We start from the raw sequence: 21,624 nt of genomic DNA, 5'->3' as shown, positions 1-21,624 counted from the left end.
GCCGGCGAGCCAACTCAGGCGTTTTTGCGTGTCACGGCAAGCTCAAGATTACTTGCGCAGACCCAGCTTGGCGATCAGGGCGACGTAGCGGTCGGCGTCCTTGGACTTGAGGTAGTCCAGCAGCTTGCGGCGGCGGCTGACCATGCGCAGCAGGCCGCGGCGGCCATGGTGGTCTTTGGCGTGCTGCTTGAAGTGGGGGGTCAGTTCGTTGATGCGGGCGGTCAGGATGGCGACCTGCACTTCGGGGCTGCCAGTGTCGTTGGCAGCACGGGCGTTGTCGGCCACCACAGCGGCCTTGACGGTTTTTTCAATCATGGTGATTCCAGTCTGGTTACATGCGACCCGCCGCAGCCAGCCGACCTTTCCCTGGGGAAACCCGGCCGCCACAACGGGCGTGAAATGCCCCCGGATCGGGCGGCAATCGCGCATTATAGACCAGCGGGTCAGGCTGCGGTGCGCAGCCAGTTCCGCAGACGCTCGGCGCCCTGGGCCAGGCGCTGCGGGTCGCGGCTGGCAAAGCACCAGCGCAGCCAGCCCGCGGCTTCCGGCCCGAAGGCGCTGCCCGGGGCCAGTCCCAACCCCGCTTCCCGCACCAGGCGCTTGGCGGTGGCGAGGCAGTCGTCCTGGCCTTCAAGGCGGAAAAAGGCGTACATGCCGCCCTTCGGCTCGGCCATCTGCACGCCAGGGATCTCGCGCAGCAGGGGCACCAGGGTGTCCCGACAGAGTTGAAGATGTTTCACCAACCCTGGCGTGACCTCGTCACCGCGCTGCAACGCCACCGTGGCGGCGCGCTGCACGAACACGGGGGCGCAGGAGGTGTTGAACTCGATCAGCTTGCCGACCGGGTGCGTCAGCGCCTTGGGCAGCAGCAGCCAGCCCAGGCGCCAGCCGGTCATGAGGAAGCTCTTGGAAAAGCTGTGCGCGACGATCAGCCGGTCCTCGGGCTCTGCCACATCCAGAAAGCTTGGGGCCGCGCCATTGGCTGTGTCGTCACCAAAGTACAGGCGTTCGTAGACCTCATCGGCCAGGACCCAGGTGCCGGTGCGCCGGCAATGCGCCAGGATCGCGGCCTGCTCGTCGCGGGTCAGCGTCCACCCGGTCGGGTTGTTGGGCGCATTGAGGATCAGCAGCTTGGTGGCCGGCGACACCGACGCCAGCAAGGCGTCCAGATCCAGCACCCAGGCGCCATCGGCGGCAACGGTCAGCGGCACCGTGCGCACCCGGGCGCCCATGATCTGCGGCTGCGCCACGAGGTTGGGCCAGGCCGGCGTGACCACCACCACCTCGTCGCCCGCCTCCACCAGCGTCTGGGAGGCGAGCATCAGGCCGTTCACGCCGCCGGAGGTGACCGCGATGCGATCGAACCAGCGGTCGGTGGCCAGCTGTGGGTGCAGGGTGTGGGTGTAGCCAGCGATGGCGTGACGCAGTTCGGGCAGGCCGAGGTTGTGGGCGTAGAAGGTTTCGCCCGCGTTCAGCGAGGCAATGGCCGTTTCACGGATGAAGTCAGGCGTGACTTCATCGCTCTCACCGAACCAGAACTTGAGCACGCCCTCCAGGCCCATGCCCGCATTTGCCACCTCGCGAATGCGCGACTCTTCCAGACTCTCCACCACCGGCCGCATGAACACTCCAATCAATCAGGGACGGGCCATGTTACAGGCGTGCGGCATTTCCGCCTGCTGGGGCGTGAGCTGGCGGATGACACGGAAGCCATAACCCGAGCCCTCCACGTCGAACTTCACGCCGGGTGCGCCTTGCCGGTCCATCACGGCCACGGCCAGCGGCTGCTGGAACTGGTGGTCGGCCGCGCGCATGCGGGCGGTCTGGCCTGCCAGCGTGACCTGGGCCCTCTCCAGCTGGGTCGCGATGTCGGTCGCTTTTACCGAGCCGGCCTTCTCGATGGCTTGCGCCAGCGCTTCGATCATTAGCTGCATGCGCATGTGCACGTAGTCGTCCTCGGGCTTGGCAAAGCGCTGGCGGAACGACTGGTAAAAGGCTTCGGACTCGCGCGTCGGCACGTTGGGGAACCAGTCGGCGACCGCCACCACCTTGCCGATGCCAGCCTCGCCCATGGCCGCCGGCGCGCCCAGGGCGTTGCCGTAGAAGGTGTAGAAGCTGCCCTCGAAGCCGGCCTCGCGGGCGGCCTTGACCAGCAGGGTCAGGTCGTTGCCCCAGTTCCCCGTGAGCACGGCCTGCGCACCGCTGGCCTTGATCTTGGCCGCATACGGTGCGAAGTCCTTGATGCGGGCCATTGGGTGCAGCTCGTCGCCGACGATCTTTACGTCCGGCCGCTGGGCAGCGAGTTGCTGGCGCGCCTCGGCCAGCACGGCCTGACCGAAGGAGTAGTCCTGCCCGATCAGGTAGATGCCCTTGAGGGCCTTGTCTTCCTTGAGCACGCTCATCAGCGCACTCATGCGCATGTCGGCGTGGGCGTCGAAGCGGAAGTGCCAGTAGCTGCACTTGGCGTTGGTCAGCAGCGGATCGACCGCCGAGTAGTTGAGGAAGACCACCTGGCGCGCGGGCTCGCGCTCGTTGTGCTTGTTGATGGCGTCGATCAGGCCGGCCGCGGCGGCCGAGGAATTGCCCTGCGCAACGATGGTGATGCCCTTGTCGATGGCTGAACGCAGGCCCGAGAGCGCCTCTTCGGTCTGGCCCTTGCTGTCAAAGCGCACCACTTCCAGCGGCCGGTTGCCGCCCGGCAGCTTCACGCCGCCGCGAGCGTTGACGCGCTCGGTGGCCCAGACCAGGTTGCGGTACACCGCCTCGCCGGCATTGCCCACCGGACCGGAAAGGCCTTCGATCATGCCGATACGGATGGGCTCCGCAGCGGACTGCGCCCACGCGCCGGCGCAGGACAAGGACGCCGCGAACAGGGCGGCCAGGGCGCCGCGGCGAGAGAGATGTTCAAAAAATTGCATGCTGGTGGCTCCGTGGTTTACCGTCGTCAATAGTCACCTATGCGACAGATGGGCCAGAGTATAATTCATAATTACGAAACTTAAGCCACCCTGGTATGGCGCGGGTTGAGGCGGAAGGATCAGGTGGCGGTGTCGGCTGACAACTCGGCCAGCGGCCAGCGCGGGCGCACATCGAAGTGGTAACCGCCCTGCGCCAGATCCGCCAGGCCGGCCTGCACGCGAAGGCCGGCGGCCAGGGCGATCATGGCGCCGTTGTCGGTGCACAGGTGCAGCTCCGGGTAGTGCACGCGGACTTTGCGTTTGGCACAGGCGGCGTTGAGCTGCTCGCGCAGGCGGCTGTTGGCGCCCACGCCACCGGCCACCACCAGGCGCTGCAGGCCGGTCTGGTCGAGCGCGGCCAGCGACTTCTTCACCAGCACGTCCACGATGGCGGCCTGCGCACTGGCGGCCACGTCGGCCTTCTGCACCGGGGTCAGCGGGTCGGCTAGGTGGCTGGTGGCCGGACCATCGGGGTGGGCGTGGGCCAGGCGCTTGACCTGGGTCAGCACCGCCGTCTTGAGACCAGCAAATGAGAAATCAAGGTCGCCGCTGTGCAGCAGCGGCCGCGGCAGCTTGTACGCCGCCGGGTCGCCCTGCTGGGCCAGCTTCGACAGCGCCGGCCCGCCCGGATAGCCCAGGCCCAGCAGCTTGGCCGACTTGTCGAAGGCCTCGCCGGCGGCGTCGTCGATGGTCTCGCCCAGCAGTTCGTAGCGCCCCACTCCGTCCACCCGCATCAGCTGGGTGTGGCCGCCGGACACGAGCAGCGCCACGAACGGGAACTGCGGCGGGTCGGCGCTGAGGAACGGCGAGAGCAGGTGCCCTTCGAGGTGGTGCACGCCGATCACCGGCTTGCCCAGCGCCATTCCCAGGGCGCAAGCCACGCCCGAGCCGACCAGCAGCGCGCCGGCCAGGCCAGGGCCGCGCGTATGGGCGATGACGTCCACCGCCGAGAGCGGCAGGCCGGCCTGCGCCATGACCGCATCGGTCAGCGGCAGCACGCGGCGGATGTGGTCGCGGCTGGCCAGCTCGGGCACCACGCCGCCGTAGGCCTGGTGCATCTCGATCTGGCTGTGCAGCGCGTGGCCCAGCAGGCGCGGCGTGGCGTCGCCGCTGGCATCGACCAGGGCGACACCGGTTTCGTCGCAGGAACTCTCAAATCCGAGGATCAGCATAGGGCGGCGAGTGTACGAGGCGACGTCACCGGAGCGGATAGCGAGAGAGCCGCTGTATGTCCAGCAGCCGGATCTCGCGCTTGTCGACCTCGATCAGTCCCTGGTCTTCCAGCTCGCGCAGCACCTTCGAGAAATACTCCGGTGTCATCGACAGGCGCGAGGCGATGGACGCCTTGCTCACCGGCAGCAGCACGCTGGCCGCGGCCTCGCCGCCCTCTTCGGGCAGGTCGCGCATCAGGTAGCCGATCACGCGCTCCACGCCGCTGTGCAGCGAATAGGCCTGCACGTCGTTCACCAGACCGTGCAGGCGGCGCGAGAGGCCGGCGAGCATGCGCATGCAGAACTGCGCGTCGCCCTGGATCTCGTGCATCACGGCCTCGCGCGTCACGCTCAGCAGCAGGGTGTCGGTCAGGGCCTGGGCGTTGATGATGTAGGGCCGCTGCATGAACATCAGCGCCTCGGCAAAGCTGTTGCCCGGGCCCACGAGTTCGATGATCTTTTCCTGCCCGGCCGGCGAGATGGCGAACAGCTTGACCTGGCCCGAGACGGTGACATGGAACTCGTCGCAGGGGTCGCCGATGCGGAAGATGTCGGCGCCGCGTGCGAATTCGCGCAGCTGGCTGCCCTGAGCCAGGCGCTGCAACTCGGGTGCCCGCATCTCCTGGAACAGGGGCAGCATCGAGAGGTAGCGCGGCAGGTCGAAGCGGGACAGGTCCATGGAAACAGGTGGTGGGGGCGTTGGAGCCACCGACTGTAGCCGCGAACCGCGCCCGGTAACGGGCATGTCCTCAGGCGCCGCGGGCCATGAAGCGCTGGTGCACCGCCGACAGCTTGCCCACCAATTCCTGCGGACGCCGCACCAGCGCATAGCCCTGGTCGCCGAACAGCGCGGGCAGGTAGTCGTGGGCGGTCTCGTCGATGGTGATGCAGAACGGCAGCAGTCCGGCCGTGCGCGCCGCTTGCACCGCGTGGCGCGTGTCCTCCAGCCCGTAGCGGCCTTCGTAGACGTCCAGGTCGTTGGGCTTGCCATCGGTCAGCAACAGCAGCAGGCGCTGGCGCTCGGGCCGCTCGGCCAGCCGCGCGGTGGCGTGGCGGATGGCCGCGCCCATGCGCGTGTAGTAGCCGGGCTTGATGGCCCCGACGCGGTCGCGCGGGCGCGGGCCCCAGGCCTCGTCGAAACCTTTGAGCTGGTGGATGCGCACGTTCTGCCGCCGCACCGAAGAAAAGCCCAGCATCTCGAACGGGTCGCCGCTGGCGCTCAAAGCTTCGCCAAAGACGTAGAGCGCGTCGCGGATCACGTCGATCACGCGCGCGGTCTGCGTCGCGTAGGCGTCGGTCGACAGCGAAAGGTCGGCCAGCAACAGCGTGGCCAGGCTGCGCTCGCTGCGCACGCGGCGGCTGAACACCGCAGGCGACTCGCTGCGCGGGGCCGCCACCGCTTCCACCGCGTGGCGCACCCAGGCGTCCAGATCCAGCTCCTCGCCCTCGGGCTGGGCGTGCAGGCGGTCCATGCCGCCGCGCAGCACCTCCATGCGGCGGCGAACGCGGCGGGCCGTGACCTTCAACGCTGGCGGTGGTGCAAAGACCGGTGGTTCGGCCGTGACCAGGGTCTGCAGGGCGCAATGGTCCTGAATCAATTGCCCTTTGCGCCAGTCCCACTCGGGCAGCCGGATGCCGGGGCCGAGCGGCCGGTCGTCGGCGGCGGCGCTGGGCAGGTCCAGGTCGAACTTCACACGCGAGGCCGTGGTCTGCCCGTCGGGCGCGATGGCCAGCACGTCCATTTCGTTGGCCGCGGCCAAGGCGTTGCCGTCGTCATCGTCGTCGCTGGCGCGGTTGACCTTGACGAACTCACCCCAGGACAGGATGGACTCGGCGCGGAAGAACATCATCAGCGGCGCCTTGTCGCGCTCATCGGCCACGGTCTGGGCCCGGCGGCGGCACGCGTCCTGGGTGGCGGGGGGGCGTTCGGCGCCTGCCGTCTCAGGGTCCTGGTCACGGGCCACCGGCGCGGCGGCCGCCGCGGCCGTGGTGTCCAGCCAGAGCCAAACCGGCGCCACCTCGTCGGGCCGCACACCGCCCACCGGCACATCCCCCACGGTTTCAGCGCCCTGCCCCGCCAGCGCCTGCTGCACCGCGCGCTCGGCCCCGGCCGCGCGGCCACGCAGGCGCGAAGGGGCCGGCCGCAGTGCGATTTCGGCGGCCAGCAGCTGCCGGTGGCGTTCGGCCAGACCGGGAAAGGTGGCCAGCGCGCGCCGCGTGGCGCACCGGTTGTCGGCGATCCAGTCGCCGGTGGGTTCGATGTGGGCGGCCAGCGCGGCCAGCCACAGGTAGAGCGCGCGGTTGAGCGCAGGGTCGGCGTGCACCGCGATGAGCGGCGGCAGCGACAGGGCCTCGGGTTCGAGCCGCCCGGTGGCCGCGTGGGTGCCGGTGCCGGCCACACGCTGCAGCCAGTCGCGGGCGCCGCCCACGCGGGTCTCGGCCGCGGGCGCGACCCGCACCGCCGGTGCGCCGCCGGCGGCACGGAACATCAGCTGCAGCGTGCGCTGCATGTCGCTCAAGGTGACCGCGGCCGCATCGTGCTGGCGGTGGGCCGCACAGCGGATGAAACGGTCCCACTGTTGGCCGACCCACTCTTCCATCAGACTTTCCTTTCGAGGACGGCGGCGGCTTCGCGTTCTGCCTTGCGTTGGCGCAGTGTTTCGCGCACCGCGTCGGCGCCAACCTTCCACTCCAGCAAAGGTTCGCGCGCCTGCGCGGTCCGCGTTTCTTCACACGAATCGAGGCACTGCCCGCACTGCACGCACGAGAACATCATGCGTTTGATGTTGCGCGGGTGCAGGCGCATGGGGCAGCCGTTGTCGCAGGCCGAGCCCTGCGGATAGGTGGCGGTGGTGCAGGTTCGGCAGTCGCGCGCGTGGTCGCGGTCGAAGGCGACCACCATGCCCTTGGGGTTGGCCATCCACACCAGACTCTGGAACAGGCCCACCGCGCAGCCGAAGCGGCAGAACAGGTGGCGCGCGAAGGCGAATTCCAGCGTGAAGATGAGCGAGCCGGCGATCAGGAAACGCGCCTGGTTGGGCGTGAGCGTGCCGGCCAGCAGACCGCCCCAGATCTCGTCCGGTGGCAGCAGGTAGGTCAACAGCGTGATCGCCCACAGGAAGCCGAACACGGCGCAGAGCGTGAAGAACACCGGCCACCAGCGGGCCGAAGGCTTGACGCCTGCGCGCAGGGTGCGGTGCTGGTCCCAGATGCTCAGCTTGCCGCAGGCGCGGTGCAGGGCGGTGTTGAGCGTCTCCACCAGGGTGAAGTGCGGGCAGAGCCAGCCGCAGTAGAGGCGGCCGTACTTCCAGGCCACGGCCAGGAAGGCGGCGATCAGCACGATGGCGGGCAGGAAGGCGCGCAGGAAGATCTGGATCGCAGCCTGGTTGGCCGTGATCTCGCCGGCGCGGAAGGCATCAATCCCGAGCGACCAGCGCTGCCCCAGCACCCAGAGCTGGGCTTCGTGCAGGTCGAAGCGCAGCAGGTTCAGTGCGGGGGCCAGCAGGAACAGGGCGAAGAAGCCGAGCTGGAAGAAGAGGCGGCGGCGCTGCATGTTTGTGTGGCAAACGAGGAGGAAGGCGCAGCGCCGCCGCTGCAAACGGAATTCAGGTTCGGGTTCCGAGGATGGCGACCACCACCTCGTCGAGCGCGGCGGCGGTGTCAAAGTCGTCGGTCAGCGCGTCGACGATGGCCGAGCGGCAGGCCACGTGCAGCGGCAGGCCGCTGGCGACCAGGCGCGCGGCCATCACCAGCAGGCGCGTGCTCACGGTTTCTTCAAGATCGTGGTCGGTCAGGCGGCGCAAGGCCTGCGCCAGCGTCACCAGCCGCTCGGCCAGTGCGGGTTCGACACCCGCCTCGGCCACCACGATGCCGCGCTCCACGTCGGGCGCGGGGTAGCCGAAGGTCAGCGCAACGAAGCGCTGGCGCGTGCTGGGCTTGAGGCTCTTGAGCAGGTTCTGGTAGCCCGGGTTGTAGCTGACCACCAGCATGAAACCCGGCGGCGCCACCAGCTGTTCGCCGGTGCGTTCGATGGGCAGCACGCGGCGGTCGTCGGCCAGCGGGTGCAGCACCACGGTGGTGTCCTTGCGGGCCTCCACCACCTCGTCGAGGTAGCAGATGGCGCCGCTGCGCACCGCGCGGGACAGCGGGCCGTCGGCCCAGACCGTGCCCTGCTCGCCGATCAGGTGGCGGCCGACCAGGTCGGCCGCGCTCAGGTCGTCGTGGCAGCTCACCGTGATGAGCGGCCGGCCCAGGCGCGCGGCCATGTGCTCCACGAAGCGGGTCTTGCCACACCCGGTGGGCCCTTTGATCAGCACCGGCAGGCGCTGGCGAAAGGCGTGCTCGAAGAGCGCGACCTCACCGGCCTGTTCGGCGTAGAACGGGGCGTTCACCAGATGCTGCTGTTCACTGTGGTCCATGACCGTGTCCTCGTTCCATCAGGCGCGCTGTGCAGGACGCACACCGAGCACGCCACCACTCGCGCTGGTCTTCACGGTGTCGGCGCGCACCGGCTCGCCGCCGATGAAGAAGCTGGCGAAGTACAGGAACTGACCGAGCAAGAAGATCACGCCACCGGCGACGCGGGTCCAGTAGAAGAAGGCCAGCTGGTCCTGCGTGGCCATGAAGCTCATGGCACCTTCGGTAGGCATGCGCTGCAGCCACACCTGCAGGATGCCGGCACCGGTCAGGGCCAGCACCATCACCGACATGCCGATGGTCATGACCCAGAAGCTCCACATCTCGGCGGCCTGGGCCTTCTGGCTGTTGGCGATGCGGCCGCGCAGCGTGGGCATGGCGTAGCTGATCAGCGTGATGACCACGAGCACATAGGCACCGTAGAAGGCCAGGTGGCCGTGGGCGGCGGTGATCTGCGAACCGTGGGTGTAGTAGTTGACCGGGCTGAGCGTGTGGATGAAGCCCCACAGGCCGGCGCCCAGGAAGCCCATGACCGAGGTGCCCACGGCCCACAGCACGGCGGCCTGGTTCGGGTGTTCGCGGCGACGGCGCTGCACCATGTTGAAGGCGAACACCGTCATCATGAAGAAGGGAATCGGTTCCATGGCCGAGAAGATCGAGCCGATCCACTGCCAGTAGCCGGGCAGGCCGATGAAGAAGAAGTGGTGGCCCGTGCCCAGGATGCCGGTCATCAGTGCGAAGGCGATGATCACGTACAGCCACTTGTCGATCACCTCGCGGTCCACCCCGGTGGTCTTGACCAGCACATAGGCCAGCAGCGCGCCCAGGATCAGTTCCCACACGCCTTCCACCCAGAGGTGGACGACGAACCACCAGTACATCTTGTCGCGCACCAGGTTGTGCGGGTTGACGAAGCTGAACAGGAAGAACAGCGCCAGACCCCACAGACCCATGAGCAGCACCACCGTGATCGCGGTCTTGCGGCCCTTGAGCACGGTCATGGTGATGTTGAACAAGAAGGCCAGCGCGACGATCACGATGCCGATCTTGGTCGGCAGCGGCTGTTCCAGGAACTCGCGCCCCATGGTCTGCAGCAGATCGTTGCCGGTGAGCTCGGCCAGCTTGGCGTAGGGCAGCGTGAGGTAGCCGACGATGGTCAGCGCGCCGGCCGCCAGGAAGACCCAGAACAGGACCTTTGCCAGCAGGGGACTGAAGAGCTCGGTCTCGGATTCCTCCGGCACCATGTAGTAGGCCGCGCCCATGAAGCCGAACAGCAGCCACACGATGAGCAGGTTGGTGTGGACCATGCGGGCCACGTTGAAGGGGATGTAGGGGAAGAACAGATCCCCGATCACGTACTGCAGGCCGAGGGTGATGCCGAAGATCACCTGTCCGGCGAACAGCACCATGGCGGCGATGAAGTAGTTCCTGGAGACCGACTGGCTCTGGTATTTGAGTGTTGCGATGGTCATGGTGCTTCTCCGGTCAGCCTTCGATGTTGGGCGGCCACTTCTCGGTGTTGATCTCGCCGGTCCACTTGAGGAACTCGACCAGGTCATTGAGCTGCTGCTCGTTCAGGTCGAACTGCGGCATCTGGCGGCGGTGCGGCGCGCCCGTGGGCATGGCCTTCATCCAGCCTTTGATGAAGTCGCCGCCGCGGCGCTTGTAGACGTTGCCCAGCTCGGGGGCGAAGTAGGCGCCCTCGCCCAGCAGCGTGTGGCAGCCGATGCAGTTGCGCGTCTCCCAGATCTTCTTGCCCGCGACGACGGCGGGCGTGATCGCCTGCGCGTTGGAGCGCTCGGGGATGCGTTGTTCGGTGTCGAAGACGATCACCGCGAACAGCAGCGCGAAAAACACGCTGCCGCCGTAGAACATGTTGCGGGCGGTCTGTTTGGTGAACCCGCTTTGCGTCTGGCTCATGAAGCCCTCCATCACTGGTTGATGGGGCGTATCCTCCTTTTTTGCTCGGGTATCGTCCTTGAACTGGTTCAAGGATGGGGGCACAAGGCCCGTTCACAGTGAGGCCCTATGGACACAAAGACCACCGACCTGCACACCGCCGTGATGGCCGCCCTGGCCACGGTGGACGACCCCGAGATGGGCGAGAACCTGGTGGACCTGGGCGTGGTCGGCGAGGTCCGCATCGACGGCGCCTCGGTCGCCGTCACGCTCATTCCCACCAGCGCCACCTGCCCCATGGCCGACGTGATGGTGGACGACGCCCTGAGCGCCGTGCAGCGCGCCTGCCCGCCCGGCACCGCGGTGGATGTGCAGATGGACTGGGACACCGAGTGGTCGCCCGAACGGCTGGCGCCGGCGCTGCGGGCGCGCTTCGGATGGTGACCCCGCCCCGCCCGGTGCGCGCGCCCGACCCACCACCCCTGCCCCGCTGGGCCATCGGCCTGGCCGCGCTCATGGCCATCGGCAACCTGCTGGGCGCCATCGGTGGCGGCCTGGTGCGTCTGGGCGCCCTGCCCGCGCAGGGCTTCGGCCCCACCGGCGCCCACGCCATCGGCGGGCATGGCGCGGTGATGATGGCCGGCTTCTTCGGCGCCCTCATCGCGCTGGAACGCGTGGTCGCGCTGCGGCGCGGCCTGTGGGTGCCCGTGCTGGCGGCCCTCGGGGGCTGGCTGGGCTGGGGCGCGGGTCTGTGGACCGCCGCCGGTGTGCTGTGGGTCGCCTCGGCCGCCGGGCTGGTGTGGCTCTACGCGTGGGCCGGGTCGAACCGCGCCATGTCGCTGCCGCTGGCGGTGGAGGCCTCGGGCGCGCTGGCTCTGCTGGTCGCCAGCGCCGCGTTCACCCTGGGCCAGCCCGAGGCGGCGCGCATCGGCTGGAGCGCGTTCCTGGTGTTGACCATCGCAGGGGAACGGCGCGAACTGACGCGGCTGGTGAAGCTGCCCGACTGGGCCTCGAAGGCCTTCCTGCTGGTCTGGGCCGGCGCGGTGGCCGCCATGCTGCTGGCGCTCTGGCGGCCGGACCTGGCCGTGGTGCTCTGGTGGACCACCATGGCGCTGCTGGCCGCCTGGCTGCTGCGCTGGGACGTGGCCACGCGCCAGTGGCGCGCCAAAGACTGGGCCGGCCACACCGCCCTCTGTCTCGTCGTCGGCTACGTCTGGCTGGCGGCGGGGTCGCTGCTCGGGCTGATGGGCCAGACCGTCGCCTGGCACGCGCTCTGGCTGGGTTTCGTCATGGCCATGGTCTTCGGCCACGCCCCCATCATGCTGCCCGCCCTGGCCGGCTGGCGGCCCGAACCCACGCGCTGGGCGCTGCTGCCGCTGGCGGTGCTGGGCGCGAGCCTGGCGCTGCGGGTGGGGGCGTCGGTCACGGACTGGTCTGCCGGGCTGGCGGCGGCAGGCGCGGGCCACGCGCTGGCGTTTGTGCTGTTCGGGGCGGTGATGGTGCGGGCGGTGCGGCGGGGGCGCTGATCAGCCGCGCAGGCCCACGCTGAACAGCGCGATCAGCACCAGCACCACCACCAGCCAGCCCATCACCACACGCCGCCACAGGGCGGGGGCGTGGCGCAGTTCCATGTAGTCCAGCGCGATCAGCGCGCCCTTGACGGCCGAGAGTGCGAGCACCGCCAGCGTGGCCACGGTGCCCAGGTGCTGGCCGCTGACGGCCGCGCCCTCGCCCAGCCACCAGCTCGCCAGCGTGGCGAGCGCGAGCAGCGCGAAGATGGTGTCGGCTTTGTTCAATCGCATGTTCTTCACAGCCTTCAGCGGATAACGTAGACCAGCGGGAACAGCACCATCCACAGCAGGTCGACCATGTGCCAGAACACCGCACCCGAGGCCGGCGCCATGTGGTTGGCCCGCCCGTAGGCGCCGGCACGGGCCTTGAACCCGAGCACGGCGAACACGATGGCACCCACCAGCACGTGCAGGTAGTGGAAGCCGGTGAGCAGGGTGTAGAGCAGCGTGAACGAATCGGTGGCCCAGTCGAAACCGGCCTGCACCTTGCCCGCGAACTCGTGGGTCTTGACGACGAGGAAACCAATGGCGCCGGCCAGCGCGGCGAGTAGCCAGTGCGCGCCCGCCTGGCCCTGGTCCGATTCAAAACAGCGCACCGCGCGCACGGCGGCCCAGCTGGCCGCGACCAGCAGCAGGGTGTTGAGCGCGCCGGTGTGCAGGCTCAGCGCGGCCTGGCCAGGCGCGAACACCTCGGGCTGCAGGTAGCGGGTGACCGCGAACGAGACGAACAGCAAACAAAAGGTCAGCAGCTCGGCCAGCACCAGCAGCCAGACCACGCCGTCACCGGCCAGCCTCTCCGGAGCACGTGCCTCATCCAGGGCAGCCGTGGAACCGGCTTCGCCGGGCCACTGGCTGCGTCCCCCTCCCGCAGGAGAGGGGGAAGACGCGCAGCGTCGCAGGGGGTTCAATGTGAAGTTCCTTCGGAGCGCGTGATCTTGTTCCATACGTTGTACTTGCCCACCGGCTTGCTCATGGGCAGGCGCTTGACTTCCTTGAATGTGGCGGCGTCGTAGACGATCAGCGCGCCGTCCACTTCCCAGACGCTGGCCAGCGCGTATTTGCCGTCCTTGGTGAACTCGATGTGGGCCAGGGTCTTGCCGGGTTCCTTCACCGTGGCCACGGGTTGCAGCGTGGTCTTGTCGATGAGGGTCATGGTGTCCCTGGCGGTCGGGCTCATCATCGAGTCGGTCCAGGCGTAGCGGCTGTTCTCGTGGCTGCGCATGAAGAAGCCAGGGCCGGGCGTGGGGATGGTCGCCACGGGTTTCCAGGTCTTCATGTCGATCACGTCGATCGCCCCACCCTTTAGGTTCGGCGAGGCCAGCACGGTGCTGCCGTTCCACGCGAAGGTGATGCCCGAGCCGAGGTGCGGCATGCCGGCGATGGGCAGATCGGCGATCTTGCGGCGCACGTCGAGGTTGACCACCTGCGCGGTGGCGGCGCCGTCGCCGGTTTTCGGCCGGGTGGCGCCCAGCACATGGCGGTAGCTCTGGTCGAAGAAGAAGTCGTCCAGCGGCTCCTCCAGCGGCGTGCGGCGCACCCCCAGGAAGCCGGGTTTGGCGATCGCCTCGCCCATCTTGTAGTCGTGCACCAGTCCGTCGTAGATCGGTGCGGCCTTGGGGTCGTAGGAAATCTCCCAGAGTTCGGGGATGTCCTTGAGCGCCACCACGAAGCTGTTGCGCGGCGTGGCGTCGTACACGGCCGACACGCGCGACGTGGCCTTGCCGTCCAGCATGGCGGCGGCGTAGGTCTTCTGCAGGTTCAGGTCGGCATCGAACAACACCACGCTGTGCGGCAGGTAGTTAGCGGCCATCACCCATTGCCCGTCGCCGCTCACGGCCACGTTGCGCATGTTCAGGCCGGCGCGCACCTCGGCCACCACGCGCAGGCGCCAGAGGTCGTACTTGGTGATCCAGCCGTCGCGCGAGCCGAAAAAGACGTAGCGGCCGTCGGGCGTGAACTTGGGGCCACCGTGCAGCGCGAAGCGGCTGGCAAAGCGGGTGATGACCTCGAACCGGTCGCCGTCGAGCAGGCTGATGTGGTGGTCGCCGCCTTCGACGACCACGAACAGGTTCATCGGGTCGGCGGACCACACCGGCTTGGCCGGCTCGTTGGCCGGCGGCGCATTGAAGCTGCGCGAGGCGCGGATGTCGGCCTCGGTCCAGCGCGGGGCGGGCAGCACGGGGGTGCGGATGTGGGCCGCCAGCGCGTTGATTTCCTCGGCGTTCAGCTGCTGGGCAAAGCCTGGCATCTGCGTGGCGGGGCGGCCGTGCTGGATGACCTTCAGCGCCTCGGCGGGGCGCAGACGCTCCAGGCTTTCGGGCAGCAGGGCCGGGCCCATGGCGCCGGTGCGCTGCTCGCCGTGGCAGGCTGCGCAGTTCTGCTGGTACAGGGCCTTGGCGTCGATGGGCCGGGCGTTCGGGATCTGGGCCGCGGCCATGTCCACGCCCATCCAGAACAGGCCCAGCACCAGCGCGGCGCGCCCGGCGTCGGCCAGTCGTTCGGTCCAGCGGTTCGGGGTTGGCTCAGACATGGTCCACCTCCTTGAGCAGGATGGTCGTGCGCCGCGGTGCGATCGCGGTGTGACCGGCGGGCAGACCGATCTCTTGATCGCTCAGGTAACAGCCCGGGTCTTCGGCCCAGGCGTTGCCGGTCAGCTGCTGCGCCCGCGTGCGGGTGTTGCCGCCGCAGATGGCGAAGTGCTGGCACAACGCGCAGCGGCCTTCGACCGGCCGCGGGCGGGCCTTGAGACCGGCCATCAGCGGTTCGGACGTGTCCATCCAGATCTGCGAGAACGGCCGCTCGCGCACATTGCCCAGGGCGTGGTGCCACCACATGGTGTCGGGGTGGACCTCGCCCAGGTTGTCGATGTTGGCCACGTTCACACCGCTGGCGTTGCCGCCCCAGGCCACCAGGCGCTCGCGCAGGGCCTCGGTCCAGCGCGGAAAGCGCTGCGCCACCCATTGCAGCAGGTAAGGGCCATCGGCGTCGTTGTTGCCGGTCACGTACTCCTCGTCCAGCCCGTCGCGCGCGGCCTGCCAGGCGCGGTCGTACAACTGGTCCAGCGCGTCGCGCGTGGACTGGAACTGCGCGTCCTTGCCGCGGTGGATGTTGCCGCGACCGGCGTAGTTGAGGTGCGAGAAATAGAACTTGTTGACCCGCTCGGCGCGCATCAGGTCGAGCAGCGGCGCGAAGTCGTGCGCGTTGAGCGACGTCATGGTGTAGCGCAGGCCGACCTTGACGCCGCGCTCGCGCAGCAGCCGCACCGCTGCCAGGCTGCGGTCGAAGGCACCGTCGAGCCGGCGGAACCTGTCGTGCGTCTCGCGCAGCCCATCCAGGCTGATGCCCACGTAGTCGAAACCCTGTGCTGCGATCCGGTCGGCCATGGGCGCGTCGATCAGCGTGCCGTTGGTCGACAGGCCGGTGTAGAAGCCCATGGTCTTGGCGCGCTGAGCGATCTCGAAGAGATCCGGCCGCATCAGCGGCTCGCCACCCGAGAGGATGAGCACCGGCACGCGGAAGGCCTTGAGGTCGTCCATCACCGTGACCACCTCGCGCCAGTTCAGCTCGCCCGCGTAGTCGTGGTCGGCCGAGAGGGCGTAGCAGTGCTTGCAGGTGAGGTTGCAACGGCGGATCAGGTTCCAGATCACGACCGGTCCCGGCGGGGTGCCGGTGCCACGGCGGCTGGCCACGGGCCACTGCCCGGTCTGTTCGGCTTGCGCGAGTTCGCGCAGGTACTGGCTGATGCGGAACATGGTTTGTCAGCTTTCGGAAATGCGCAGACCGGTCTTCTTGAGGATCGCGGTCGAATAGAGGATGTCGTGGGCGCGGCAGGCGCCGCCCAGCAGGGCCGCGACCTCCTGCGCCTGCTGTTCGACCTCGTCGCGCGAGCGGCCGTGCAGCATGGCGAACAGGTTGTAAGGCCAGACCGGTTGTCTTCTTGGCCGCCGGTAGCAGTGGCTCACGAAGGGCAGTTGGCCGATGCGCTCGCCGAGTTCATCGACGCGGTCGTCGGCCACGTCCCAGACGCTCATGCCGTTGGCGGTGAAGCCCAGGCGGTAGTGGTTGGGCACGGCGCCGATGCGGCGGATCAGGCCTTCATCGAGCATGGCCTGCAGGCGCTCGCGCACCTGTTCGCCGCCGATGCCCAGCGCCGCGCCCACGGCCTCGTAGGGGCGGTGCACCAGGGGCAGGCCCGCCTGGGTGGCGTGGATGATGCGGCGGTCCAGTTCATCCAGCGACATGGTGGCCTCCGGGCAGCAGGGGCAGGCGCAGTTCGACGAAGAACTCACGCTCTTTCGGGAAGGCGTAGACCGGCAGACCGGTCAGGATCTCGATGCGCTCGATCACGCCGTCCACCAGTGCCGCCGATTCGACCGCGATCACGAACCACATGTTCAGCGGCGTGGCGCCGGGCTGGTCGGGGTGGGCCGACTCGCGGCGGTAGTTGTGGGCGATCTCTGGCATGGCGCCCAGCTGCGCGGCCACGGCCTCGAATCGTTCCTCGGGCACGGCCATGGCGGCGAGCACGAAGCGGCCGCCGGCCCGCTCGATCTGGAACAGCGGGCCGAAGCGCGTGAGGTCGCCGTGCGCCAGCAGGCGCTGCAGCCGGTCGATCAGCATGTCCTCGCTGCAGCCCAGCGTGGCGGCCACCTCGGCAAACGGCCGGTCGCACAGCGGAAAGCCTCCGTGCAGGCGGTCGATCAGGCGCAGGTCATCGGGTGATGGCATGGGACACCTCCGGCAAAGGGGCAGCGGCGGACGAGAACTCGGCGCTTGGAGCCCACCCGCGGAAACGGCGCGCGCCGGTCTGCTTGAAGCGGTGGGTGGAGAACAGCACCTCGCGCGCAACGCACGAGAGGCCGGCCGCCGCGGTCACGCGCTCAATCACGGCCGTCACGGCGCCGCGGTGGGTGCCGTGCACCATCGCGTAGAGGTTGTAGGGCCAGCCCTCGGCGCGCGTTCGGCGGTAGGCCAGTGTCACGCCCGCCTGTTCGGCCAGCACCTGGCCGCAGGCGTCCACGTGGTCATCGGGCACGTCGAACACCGTCATGGCGTTGGCCGCGAAACCGAGTTCGTGGTGGCGCACCACGACGCCGAAGCGCTTGAGCCGGCCTTCGGCCAGCCACTGCCCGATGCGCTCGGTCACGCAGTCCTCGTCGCAGCCGATTTCATCGGCCCACACGGCATAGGGGCGCTCCACCAGCGGCAGTCCGGCCTCGACGCGGCGAGCCAGCGGCCACTGGCGCGGGGGCAACGGCGTGAGTGCGGCCTCGGCGGTTGCGCGCATGGGCTGGCGCGCGGTGTCACCGCCCAGGTCGAAACCCAGGTCGATGCGGTAGGGCCGGACCATTCGCAACCGCATGGCGGGCAGCCCGGTGGCGCGCTCCAGGCCGCTCACACCCGCCTCGACCGCGTCGCGGTCGGCGCCGGTCATCACGAACCAGAGGTTGTGGTGGTGCTCGCGCAGGTAGTTGTGGTTGACGCCCGGGTGGGCGGAGACGGTGGCGGCCACCGCCTCGATCCAGCGCGGCGGCACGGCCATGGCGGCCAGCACCGCGTCGCCGCCGCTGCCGTGGGCGAACACACCGCCGATGCGGCTGATGCGGCCATCGTCCTGCGCGACCTGCAGCTGCGCCAGCACCTCTTCCCGATCCAGACCGGTCTGCGCCGCGAGCACGCCAAACGGGTCGCGACACAGCGGGAAGCCATGCTGCCAGTCGTTGAGCAGGCGCAGGTCGGAGCGCGTGCGGGCGTCCATGGTTCAGAACCCCATGCGCGCGGCGCGCGAGGTGAAGAAGATGCCGCTGGGCGCGGGAACCTGAAGCCGCGCGCGGGTGGCGAAGCTCTGCGTGTCCACCACGCTGACGCGGTTTTCGTCGCGGCTGCTGATCCACACGGTGTCGCCGCGAGGCGTGAACTCCATGTGCAGCACGGCCTTGCCGGGCTCGATGGTCTGCACCACCTGCTGGCGCTGGGTGTCGATGACCTGCACGCGGTGGTAGTCGGGCACGGCGAAGTTGACCCAGACCTGGCGGCCGTCGGGCCGCGCCATCACGAACACCGGCTGGCCGGCGACCGGGATGCGGCCGACTTCCTGCCAGCTGTCGTTGTCGACCACCAGCACCTCGTGCCGGCCGATGGCGGGCAGGTAGGCGCGGCGCCCGGCCACGGCCCAGCCGCGCAGGTGCGGCATCTTGTAGACCGGCAGCCGCTCCTGGCCCTTGCCGTAGCCGCCGAGGATGCGCTTGACCTTGGGCTGCTCGGCCCAGAGGTCGACCATGGCCAGGCCGTCTTCACCGAACAGGCCGGCGATGTAGTGGCGGCCATCGGGCGTGACCAGCGCGTCGTAGGGCTGGCGGCCGATGGCGTCGAATTTGTGGGTGGTGACGCGCTTCGGGTTCGAACAGTCGGTGACCCAGATCGCGTCGGCGTCGAACAGGCTGTAGGCGAAGCGCCGGCCGGGCAGGTCGACCAACCCCACGACGCGAGACAGTTTGCCGGGCGCGTACTCGGCGGGAATGTCGGCCAACAGCTCCAGCGTGCGCGCATCGAACACCTTCACACCACCGGGCGTGTAGTTCTGTGCCGCGACCAGGGTGCCGTCGGCACTGATCGCACCGCCGATCGAATTGCCAGCCTGCATGACGCGCTTCGTGATGCGCTGCGTGAGCAGGTCGACCATGGTGAGCGCGCCGTCACGCCCGAACACGTAGGCAAAACGCCCGTCGCGCGAGAACACCACCGAGGCGTGCGAGAGGTCGCCCAGACCGGGCACCTCGCCGATCAGCGCGCGGGTGGACGTGTCGACCAGATACAGCGTGCCGTTGGCGCGGCCGATGACCACGCCCAGGTCGCCGGTGCCGCGCAGCACGGGCGCGGCGCAACCGGTGAGGCCGCCGACAGCGGCGATGGACGAGAGGGTGGCGGCAGCGGCCAGCCAGGTACGGCGCTTCATGGTGCCTTCACCACTTCTTCAGGAAAGCCCTGCTGAAGGCGAACCGCGATCCAGCGCGCCTCGGGCTCGCTGAGCATCGCCTTCCAGGGCGGCATGGGGGTGCCCGGCCGCCCGTGGAAGATCACGGCGGCCAGGCTGTCGAGGGGAAAGTCGGCCAGGGCCTCGCGCGTCAGCGCAGGGCCCAGACCGCCGGTCAGGCGCATGCCGTGGCACGAGCCGCAGTCCTGCCGCACCATGCGCACCAGCTCGCGCGAACGCGAGGCATCGGGCGAAGGCTCCGACTGCGCGAAGGCCAGCACAGGCCCCAGCAACAGCGCAGACAGGACAGCAGCGGCGCGCACGGTCATGCCCTCCGTCAGGACTTGAGGATCACCGCAATGGCGTCCTTGAGGTCGGCATCACCGATCTTGTCGGGACCGTTGGGCGACATGGGGATGGGGCCGAACACGCCGGACCCGCCCTTGCGCACCTTGTCGAACAGCTTGGCCGCGACATCCTGGCCCTTGTACTTGGCCGCGATGTCCTTGAACGAAGGCCCGACCAGCTTCTTGTCCTTGGCATGGCAGGCCATGCAGCCGGCCTTGTTCATGGCCGCCTCGCCGTCGGCGAAGGCAGCGCCGGAACCCAGCGCCATGAACGACGCCAGCAACAGCAGATTCAGTTTTTTCATGAAGTTCTCCAAAAGAAAGAACGCAACAACAACGAAGTGACTTCACCCCAGGGGCCCCGTGGAACCGGCTCCGCCGGGCCACAGGGGCCGTCCCCCCTCGAAGCGCCGCAGGCGCGCCACGGACGGGGGAAGCCGCGTCAGCGGCGCAGGGGGGTGCCCTCAATACACATCGTGTTGGGTGTTGTGCACGTTGAAGTGCCCCGTCGGCGTGATCAGGCGCGGGTCCTTGATCACGGCCTTGAGCTTGAGCGTCTTGTCGTCCACGATCACCAGCGCGCTCTCCTTGTTCTTGGCGCTCCACACCGAGAACCAGACCTCGTCGCCGGCCTTGTTGAACTCGGGCTGCACGACGCGCTTGGCGCCGTCGTCCTTGATGCCCGCCCACTCGGCGATCGGCAGCACGGTGTAGCCCTTGGCCAGGTTGTCGATGTCGTACACCGCGACGGACTGCGAGATCTTCGGATCGGGGTTGAGCGGGGTGTCCGAGTACAGGTGCTTGCTCTTGGGGTGGCTCTTGATGAACAGCGCACCACCGCCCTGGCCCTTGAGCGTCTCGACCACCTTCCAGGCGTTCTTGGGGTGCTTGACCGGGTCGGTGCCGATCAGCGAGATGGTCTCGTCACCCAGGTGGCCGGTGGACCACACGGGGCCGTACTTCGGGTGGTTGAAGTTGGCGCCGCGACCCGGGTGCGGAATCTTGCCCACGTCGATCAGCTGGGTCAGCTTGCCTTCCTTCAGGTCCACCGCAGCGATCTTGTTGCTGTTGTTGGCCGCCACCATGAAGTAGCGCTTGGACGAGTCCAGGCCGCCGTCGTGCAGGAAGCGCGCGGTGCCGATGGTGGTGACCTTGAGCGCGTCGATGTTGGAGTAGTCCACCAGCAGGGTCTGGCCGGTTTCCTTCACGTTCACCACGAACTCGGGCTTGTAGTGGCTGCCCACGATGGAGGCCACGCGCGGCTCGGGGTGGTACTCCTGCTTGTCCACGGTGTTGCCGCGGGTGGAGACGATCTTCAGCGGCTCCAGCGTGTCGCCGTTCATGATGACGAACTGCGGCGGCCAGTAGGTGCCGGCGATCGCGTACTTGTCTTCAAAGCCCTTGAACTTGCTGGTCTCGACCGAGCGCGCTTCCAGGCCGGTGCGGATCTCGGCCACGTTGTCGGGCTTCTCCATCCACAGGTCGATCATGTTGATCTTGGCGTCGCGGCCGATCACGAACAGGTAGCGGCCCGAGGCCGACAGGCGCGAGATGTGCACCGCGTAGCCGGTCTTGACGATGTTGATGATCTGCTTGGTGTCACCGTCGATCAGCGCCACCTCACCCGTGTCCCGCAGCGTGGTGCTGAAGATGTTGGTGATGTTGAAGTTGTTCATCTTCTTCGTCGGCCGCTTCTCGGGCGGGACGATCACCTTCCAGGTGCCCTTCATGTCGGCCAGGCTGAATTCGGGTGGCGTGGGCGCGTCGTGCTGGATGTAGCGCGCCATCAGGTCCACTTCCTTCTCGCTCATCTCGCCGCTGGTCTGCCAGTTGGGCATGCCGGCCGGCGAGCCGTAGGCGATGAACACCTTGAGGTAGTCCGTGCCCTTGGGCTGGGTGATGTCGGGCGTCAGCGGCTTGCCGGTGGCGCCCTTGCGCAGCACGCCGTGGCAGCCGGCGCAGCGCTCGAAGTAGATCTTGCGCGCGGTGTCGAACTCGGCCTGCGTCATGGGCGGCGCCTTGGGGTTGGTCGCCTGGTACATCGGCTCGCCGGCCAGCGGCGAGCCGCCGGCCTGGTAGTTGGCTTCCGCCGGGCTGAGCTTCTTGTCTGCAGCCGCCTGCGCGAACGCGCCGGTGCCGATCAGTGCCGCCATCGCCAGCATCGTCAGGCGAATCGTGGTGCGGGATCTCATGGTGTTCTCTCTCCGTCGTGGATCAGCGTTTGAAGTGGCCGTCCCTGCAAGGGCGCTG

General features: G+C 68.6%; 23 protein-coding genes. 2 read left to right on the top strand and 21 right to left on the bottom strand.

From position 1 onward, the window contains the following. Nucleotides 1–48 precede the first annotated feature (48 nt). The 10 genes from rpsO to ACFOPI_RS05435 form a co-directional block, all read right to left on the bottom strand. Nucleotides 49–315, bottom strand: a complete 267-nt coding sequence (gene rpsO / locus ACFOPI_RS05480; RefSeq protein WP_066254793.1) for a 30S ribosomal protein S15 — start codon at nucleotides 313–315, stop codon at nucleotides 49–51. A 128-nt stretch (nucleotides 316–443) separates the two neighbouring features. Continuing rightward, nucleotides 444–1,622, bottom strand: a complete 1,179-nt coding sequence (locus tag ACFOPI_RS05475; RefSeq protein ID WP_382171862.1) for a pyridoxal phosphate-dependent aminotransferase — start codon at nucleotides 1,620–1,622, stop codon at nucleotides 444–446. A 15-nt stretch (nucleotides 1,623–1,637) separates the two neighbouring features. After that, nucleotides 1,638–2,918, bottom strand: a complete 1,281-nt coding sequence (locus tag ACFOPI_RS05470; protein ID WP_382171860.1) for a branched-chain amino acid ABC transporter substrate-binding protein — start codon at nucleotides 2,916–2,918, stop codon at nucleotides 1,638–1,640. Nucleotides 2,919–3,037: 119 nt separating this feature from the next. Beyond that, entirely contained in the window at nucleotides 3,038–4,129 is a 1,092-nt protein-coding gene (tsaD, locus tag ACFOPI_RS05465) for a tRNA (adenosine(37)-N6)-threonylcarbamoyltransferase complex transferase subunit TsaD (protein WP_382171857.1), read from the bottom strand. Nucleotides 4,130–4,154: 25 nt separating this feature from the next. Further along, nucleotides 4,155–4,847, bottom strand: a complete 693-nt coding sequence (locus ACFOPI_RS05460) for a Crp/Fnr family transcriptional regulator (protein WP_382171855.1) — start codon at nucleotides 4,845–4,847, stop codon at nucleotides 4,155–4,157. 70 nt (nucleotides 4,848–4,917) lie between these two features. Next, entirely contained in the window at nucleotides 4,918–6,768 is a 1,851-nt protein-coding gene (locus tag ACFOPI_RS05455) for a nitric oxide reductase activation protein NorD (RefSeq protein WP_382171852.1), read from the bottom strand. Beyond that, on the bottom strand, nucleotides 6,768–7,721 hold the full coding sequence (locus ACFOPI_RS05450; protein ID WP_382171849.1) for a 4Fe-4S binding protein: 954 nt from the start codon (nucleotides 7,719–7,721) through the stop codon (nucleotides 6,768–6,770). Before ACFOPI_RS05450 ends, ACFOPI_RS05455 begins: the two co-directional genes overlap by 1 nt. A 52-nt stretch (nucleotides 7,722–7,773) precedes the next feature. Further along, nucleotides 7,774–8,586 (bottom strand): CbbQ/NirQ/NorQ/GpvN family protein, encoded by an 813-nt coding sequence (locus ACFOPI_RS05445; RefSeq protein WP_382171847.1) that lies wholly within the window; start codon nucleotides 8,584–8,586, stop codon nucleotides 7,774–7,776. A gap of 18 nt (nucleotides 8,587–8,604) precedes the next feature. Further along, complete coding sequence (locus ACFOPI_RS05440; protein WP_382171844.1) at nucleotides 8,605–10,056, bottom strand: cbb3-type cytochrome c oxidase subunit I; 1,452 nt, start codon at nucleotides 10,054–10,056, stop codon at nucleotides 8,605–8,607. A 13-nt stretch (nucleotides 10,057–10,069) separates the two neighbouring features. Next, nucleotides 10,070–10,504 (bottom strand): c-type cytochrome, encoded by a 435-nt coding sequence (locus ACFOPI_RS05435; RefSeq protein ID WP_382171842.1) that lies wholly within the window; start codon nucleotides 10,502–10,504, stop codon nucleotides 10,070–10,072. Nucleotides 10,505–10,612: 108 nt separating this feature from the next. Here ACFOPI_RS05435 and ACFOPI_RS05430 point away from each other — a divergent pair, with 108 nt between their 5' ends. Both ACFOPI_RS05430 and ACFOPI_RS05425 read left to right on the top strand, forming a co-directional pair. Next, on the top strand, nucleotides 10,613–10,927 hold the full coding sequence (locus ACFOPI_RS05430; RefSeq protein WP_382171839.1) for a metal-sulfur cluster assembly factor: 315 nt from the start codon (nucleotides 10,613–10,615) through the stop codon (nucleotides 10,925–10,927). Beyond that, nucleotides 10,924–12,009 carry a hypothetical protein gene (locus tag ACFOPI_RS05425; RefSeq protein ID WP_382171837.1) on the top strand — a complete coding sequence of 362 codons (1,086 nt, stop codon included), beginning with the start codon at nucleotides 10,924–10,926 and terminating at the stop codon, nucleotides 12,007–12,009. Before ACFOPI_RS05430 ends, ACFOPI_RS05425 begins: the two co-directional genes overlap by 4 nt. Here ACFOPI_RS05425 and ACFOPI_RS05420 read toward each other — a convergent pair whose 3' ends face one another. The 11 genes from ACFOPI_RS05420 to ACFOPI_RS05370 form a co-directional block, all read right to left on the bottom strand. Further along, on the bottom strand, nucleotides 12,010–12,285 hold the full coding sequence (locus ACFOPI_RS05420; RefSeq protein ID WP_382171835.1) for a cytochrome C oxidase subunit IV family protein: 276 nt from the start codon (nucleotides 12,283–12,285) through the stop codon (nucleotides 12,010–12,012). A 14-nt stretch (nucleotides 12,286–12,299) separates the two neighbouring features. Continuing rightward, nucleotides 12,300–12,962: a cytochrome c oxidase subunit 3 gene (locus ACFOPI_RS05415; protein WP_382171832.1), complete on the bottom strand. Its 663-nt coding sequence runs from the start codon at nucleotides 12,960–12,962 to the stop codon at nucleotides 12,300–12,302. Then, nucleotides 12,959–14,584 (bottom strand): cytochrome D1 domain-containing protein, encoded by a 1,626-nt coding sequence (locus tag ACFOPI_RS05410; protein ID WP_382171829.1) that lies wholly within the window; start codon nucleotides 14,582–14,584, stop codon nucleotides 12,959–12,961. Before ACFOPI_RS05410 ends, ACFOPI_RS05415 begins: the two co-directional genes overlap by 4 nt. Next, on the bottom strand, nucleotides 14,577–15,806 hold the full coding sequence (gene nirJ / locus ACFOPI_RS05405; protein ID WP_382171827.1) for a heme d1 biosynthesis radical SAM protein NirJ: 1,230 nt from the start codon (nucleotides 15,804–15,806) through the stop codon (nucleotides 14,577–14,579). Before nirJ ends, ACFOPI_RS05410 begins: the two co-directional genes overlap by 8 nt. 6 nt (nucleotides 15,807–15,812) lie before the next feature. Further along, nucleotides 15,813–16,295 (bottom strand): siroheme decarboxylase subunit beta, encoded by a 483-nt coding sequence (gene ahbB / locus ACFOPI_RS05400; RefSeq protein WP_382171824.1) that lies wholly within the window; start codon nucleotides 16,293–16,295, stop codon nucleotides 15,813–15,815. Beyond that, nucleotides 16,282–16,782: an Lrp/AsnC family transcriptional regulator gene (locus ACFOPI_RS05395; RefSeq protein WP_382171821.1), complete on the bottom strand. Its 501-nt coding sequence runs from the start codon at nucleotides 16,780–16,782 to the stop codon at nucleotides 16,282–16,284. Before ACFOPI_RS05395 ends, ahbB (ACFOPI_RS05400) begins: the two co-directional genes overlap by 14 nt. Further along, a complete protein-coding gene (gene ahbB, locus ACFOPI_RS05390; protein ID WP_382171819.1) occupies nucleotides 16,766–17,812 on the bottom strand; it encodes a siroheme decarboxylase subunit beta in 1,047 nt (348 codons plus the stop codon). The genes ACFOPI_RS05395 and ahbB (ACFOPI_RS05390) overlap by 17 nt, the downstream gene beginning before the upstream one ends. Nucleotides 17,813–17,815: 3 nt before the next feature. Beyond that, the gene (locus ACFOPI_RS05385) at nucleotides 17,816–19,009 is read right to left on the bottom strand and encodes a cytochrome D1 domain-containing protein (protein ID WP_382171816.1); all 1,194 of its coding nucleotides are present in this window, start codon (nucleotides 19,007–19,009) and stop codon (nucleotides 17,816–17,818) included. Next, nucleotides 19,006–19,356, bottom strand: coding sequence for a c-type cytochrome (locus ACFOPI_RS05380; protein WP_382171813.1), 351 nt, complete (start codon nucleotides 19,354–19,356; stop codon nucleotides 19,006–19,008). The genes ACFOPI_RS05385 and ACFOPI_RS05380 overlap by 4 nt, the downstream gene beginning before the upstream one ends. Nucleotides 19,357–19,364: 8 nt before the next feature. Then, on the bottom strand, nucleotides 19,365–19,679 hold the full coding sequence (locus ACFOPI_RS05375; RefSeq protein WP_382171810.1) for a c-type cytochrome: 315 nt from the start codon (nucleotides 19,677–19,679) through the stop codon (nucleotides 19,365–19,367). Between the two features lie 159 nt (nucleotides 19,680–19,838). Continuing rightward, on the bottom strand, nucleotides 19,839–21,536 hold the full coding sequence (locus ACFOPI_RS05370) for a cytochrome D1 domain-containing protein (RefSeq protein ID WP_449272018.1): 1,698 nt from the start codon (nucleotides 21,534–21,536) through the stop codon (nucleotides 19,839–19,841). Between the last annotated feature and the right edge of the window lie 88 nt (nucleotides 21,537–21,624).

The sequence above is a fragment of the Hydrogenophaga luteola genome, assembly GCF_042648585.1.
Lineage (GTDB): Bacteria > Pseudomonadota > Gammaproteobacteria > Burkholderiales > Burkholderiaceae_C > Hydrogenophaga > Hydrogenophaga luteola.
The sequence above is the reverse complement of the archived record's forward strand: the minus strand, read 5'-3'. Positions and strand labels throughout refer to the sequence as shown.

Coding starts and splice junctions, on each gene's coding strand:
- nirJ (WP_382171827.1), bottom strand. CDS start 15,806: ATGTTCCGCATCAGCCAGTACCTGCGCGAACTCGCGCAAGCCGAACAG.
- ACFOPI_RS05410 (WP_382171829.1), bottom strand. CDS start 14,584: ATGTCTGAGCCAACCCCGAACCGCTGGACCGAACGACTGGCCGACGCC.
- ACFOPI_RS05395 (WP_382171821.1), bottom strand. CDS start 16,782: ATGCCATCACCCGATGACCTGCGCCTGATCGACCGCCTGCACGGAGGC.
- rpsO (WP_066254793.1), bottom strand. CDS start 315: ATGATTGAAAAAACCGTCAAGGCCGCTGTGGTGGCCGACAACGCCCGT.
- ACFOPI_RS05460 (WP_382171855.1), bottom strand. CDS start 4,847: ATGGACCTGTCCCGCTTCGACCTGCCGCGCTACCTCTCGATGCTGCCC.
- ACFOPI_RS05450 (WP_382171849.1), bottom strand. CDS start 7,721: ATGCAGCGCCGCCGCCTCTTCTTCCAGCTCGGCTTCTTCGCCCTGTTC.
- ACFOPI_RS05470 (WP_382171860.1), bottom strand. CDS start 2,918: ATGCAATTTTTTGAACATCTCTCTCGCCGCGGCGCCCTGGCCGCCCTG.
- ACFOPI_RS05430 (WP_382171839.1), top strand. CDS start 10,613: ATGGACACAAAGACCACCGACCTGCACACCGCCGTGATGGCCGCCCTG.
- ACFOPI_RS05435 (WP_382171842.1), bottom strand. CDS start 10,504: ATGAGCCAGACGCAAAGCGGGTTCACCAAACAGACCGCCCGCAACATG.
- ahbB (WP_382171819.1), bottom strand. CDS start 17,812: ATGGACGCCCGCACGCGCTCCGACCTGCGCCTGCTCAACGACTGGCAG.
- ACFOPI_RS05385 (WP_382171816.1), bottom strand. CDS start 19,009: ATGAAGCGCCGTACCTGGCTGGCCGCTGCCGCCACCCTCTCGTCCATC.
- ACFOPI_RS05380 (WP_382171813.1), bottom strand. CDS start 19,356: ATGACCGTGCGCGCCGCTGCTGTCCTGTCTGCGCTGTTGCTGGGGCCT.
- tsaD (WP_382171857.1), bottom strand. CDS start 4,129: ATGCTGATCCTCGGATTTGAGAGTTCCTGCGACGAAACCGGTGTCGCC.
- ACFOPI_RS05445 (WP_382171847.1), bottom strand. CDS start 8,586: ATGGACCACAGTGAACAGCAGCATCTGGTGAACGCCCCGTTCTACGCC.
- ACFOPI_RS05455 (WP_382171852.1), bottom strand. CDS start 6,768: ATGGAAGAGTGGGTCGGCCAACAGTGGGACCGTTTCATCCGCTGTGCG.
- ACFOPI_RS05475 (WP_382171862.1), bottom strand. CDS start 1,622: ATGCGGCCGGTGGTGGAGAGTCTGGAAGAGTCGCGCATTCGCGAGGTG.
- ACFOPI_RS05370 (WP_449272018.1), bottom strand. CDS start 21,536: ATGCTGGCGATGGCGGCACTGATCGGCACCGGCGCGTTCGCGCAGGCG.
- ACFOPI_RS05375 (WP_382171810.1), bottom strand. CDS start 19,679: ATGAAAAAACTGAATCTGCTGTTGCTGGCGTCGTTCATGGCGCTGGGT.
- ahbB (WP_382171824.1), bottom strand. CDS start 16,295: ATGTCGCTGGATGAACTGGACCGCCGCATCATCCACGCCACCCAGGCG.
- ACFOPI_RS05440 (WP_382171844.1), bottom strand. CDS start 10,056: ATGACCATCGCAACACTCAAATACCAGAGCCAGTCGGTCTCCAGGAAC.
- ACFOPI_RS05420 (WP_382171835.1), bottom strand. CDS start 12,285: ATGCGATTGAACAAAGCCGACACCATCTTCGCGCTGCTCGCGCTCGCC.